Raw genomic sequence first — 1821 nt, 5'->3', positions numbered from 1 at the left:
CGCCTGGCTGCCGGGCCCGCGGGCGCCCCGCTTCAGCCGAGCGATCCCGCGCGCTCCGGCGCCCCGCTGAGCGCGCGGAGGCGGCGGGCGCGCGCGGCGGGCACCGCGCCCACCTCGAGCCCCGTGAAGACGTGCAGCGTGCCGAGGTCGCGGTCGATCACCGCGTGATCCGAGACCCAGCCCCCCATCAGGAGATAGGTCCGCAGGAGCGGCGGCATCTTCGCCATCGCGAGCATCGGGTCGGGCTTGCCGCGCAGGAGGCTGCCGAAGCGGAAGACGGCCGGCGCCTTCACCCGCGGCAGCCAGCGCGGCGGCGCGAGGTGCCGCTGCCGCAGGAGCGCGAAGGCGTCGAGATACTCCCGCGCCTCGGTCCCGTGGAAGGAGGAGCAGCCGAAGAGCATCTGAACGCCCTTCTCGTCCACATAGGCCGTCATCGCGGCCCAGGCGACGCGCAGGATGTCGGGGTCGCGCCAGTCGGGATGGATGCAGAAGCGCCCCATCTCGACCATGGGCGCGTCGAAGGACTTGAGCGCCGAGAGCTCGTAGAACTGCGCCGAATAGCTCCGCTCGATCTCGGCGCCGGACGGCAGGTGCAGGAGGCGGAAGCAGCAGACCAGCGTGCCGCTGCGCTGGTCCTCGACGAGGACATGGTCGCAGCTCGGGTCGAAGGCGTCGGCGTCGCGGCCCGCCGCCCCCTGCCCGCGCGCCGCGCGGAACGCGGTCCAGCGCAGGGCCTGCGCCGCGGCCACGTCCTCCTCCGACGCGGCGCGCCGCGCACGGTAGCGTCCCCGGGTGAGCGTCAGCATGGCCAGCCCTCCGGTCCCCGCAGGTTCTGTCCTCCCACCGGGGAGACTAGCACGAAAAGGGGACCGCCGGGCAGGAAACGACGCCCGGCGCCGCGTGTGGTCCGCGCGGGATCAGCTGCCGAGCGCACCGAGGTCGAGGCGGCCGAGGTTGCGCATGAGCTGGCGGAAGAAGCCGAGGTCGCGGACCGAGCTCTCCGTCACGCGGCGCGAGAGCTGCACGAGCTGCCCGTCCTCGAGGCCGAAGCGCTCGACGTTGGCGACGCGGCCCCCGGCGTCGAAGGAGATCGCGACCACCTCGCGCTCGACCACTTCGGGGGCCTGGTAGGTGTAGTTCCGCACCCGGTAGGCCGCGTAGATCCAGGCCTCGTCGCGCAGGACGCCCGAGGCGGAGGGCTGACCGACGAGCTCGGCCACCGTCTCGCGCGTATCCACGCCGATCTGGAGCTGCGCGAGCTCCTCCTCGGGCGGCACGAAGCCGTGATTGTTGTAGGTCGCCGCGCAGGCGGTCAGCACGGCGGCGAGGAGGATGGGCGCGAGAAGCCGCGCGGCGGCGCGCGGGAGGCTGGGGAAACGGAAGGGTCGCGTGCTCATCTGGCCTCTGTCTGTCGTCGCGTCGCCGGCGAGAGGCCGGTCCCTGCCCCGCTTGCGCAGGGGCGCGCGGGTTTGTATCCGCTTAACCCATGGGACCTTCCGGGGCAAGTTCGGCCCGAGGTCCCCGAGGCGCCCGCGGGGCGGGCCCACCATGGGAGGGCGGCCATGACGACCCCGAAACCCGGATCGGAGAGCATCGTGACGCTGGCGCGCCGCAGCCGCGCGCCCGTGACCTTCCGGCTCGAGCCCGACGCCGAGGCGCGGGCCGGGGCCGCCGCGCGCCTCGGGATCGAGGCGGTGCGCAAGCTCCGCTTCGAGGGCGAGATCCTGCCCGCCGGCCGGACCGACTGGCACCTCCGGGGCAAGCTCGGGGCGACCGTCGTGCAGCCCTGCGTGGTCACGCTCGCCCCGGTGACGACGCGGA

Annotated in this window: 2 protein-coding genes and 1 pseudogene; 1 reads left to right on the top strand and 2 read right to left on the bottom strand. The window is 74.0% G+C overall.

Annotated features, from left to right (window positions below):
* Positions 1-32: 32 nt before the first annotated feature.
* Together ACTS11_RS01855 and ACTS11_RS01850 are read right to left on the bottom strand one after the other, a co-directional pair.
* The gene (locus ACTS11_RS01855) at positions 33-806 is read right to left on the bottom strand and encodes a GNAT family N-acetyltransferase (protein WP_442638652.1); all 774 of its coding nucleotides are present in this window, start codon (positions 804-806) and stop codon (positions 33-35) included.
* 111 nt (positions 807-917) lie between these two features.
* Entirely contained in the window at positions 918-1397 is a 480-nt protein-coding gene (locus ACTS11_RS01850) for an outer membrane protein assembly factor BamE (protein ID WP_442638651.1), read from the bottom strand.
* Between the two features lie 165 nt (positions 1398-1562).
* Between ACTS11_RS01850 and ACTS11_RS01845 the strand changes: the two are divergent.
* Positions 1563-1821, top strand: a pseudogene (locus tag ACTS11_RS01845) (YceD family protein); the annotation flags it as partial.

The organism is Roseicyclus sp., from assembly GCF_052168335.1.
GTDB lineage: Bacteria > Pseudomonadota > Alphaproteobacteria > Rhodobacterales > Rhodobacteraceae > Roseibacterium.
This window is presented reverse-complemented; position numbering and strand designations above follow the sequence as displayed.

Bases quoted from the DNA above. Each gene is read 5' to 3' on its own strand.
- ACTS11_RS01850 (WP_442638651.1), bottom strand. From the start codon at position 1,397: ATGAGCACGCGACCCTTCCGTTTCCCCAGCCTCCCGCGCGCCGCCGCG.
- ACTS11_RS01855 (WP_442638652.1), bottom strand. From the start codon at position 806: ATGCTGACGCTCACCCGGGGACGCTACCGTGCGCGGCGCGCCGCGTCG.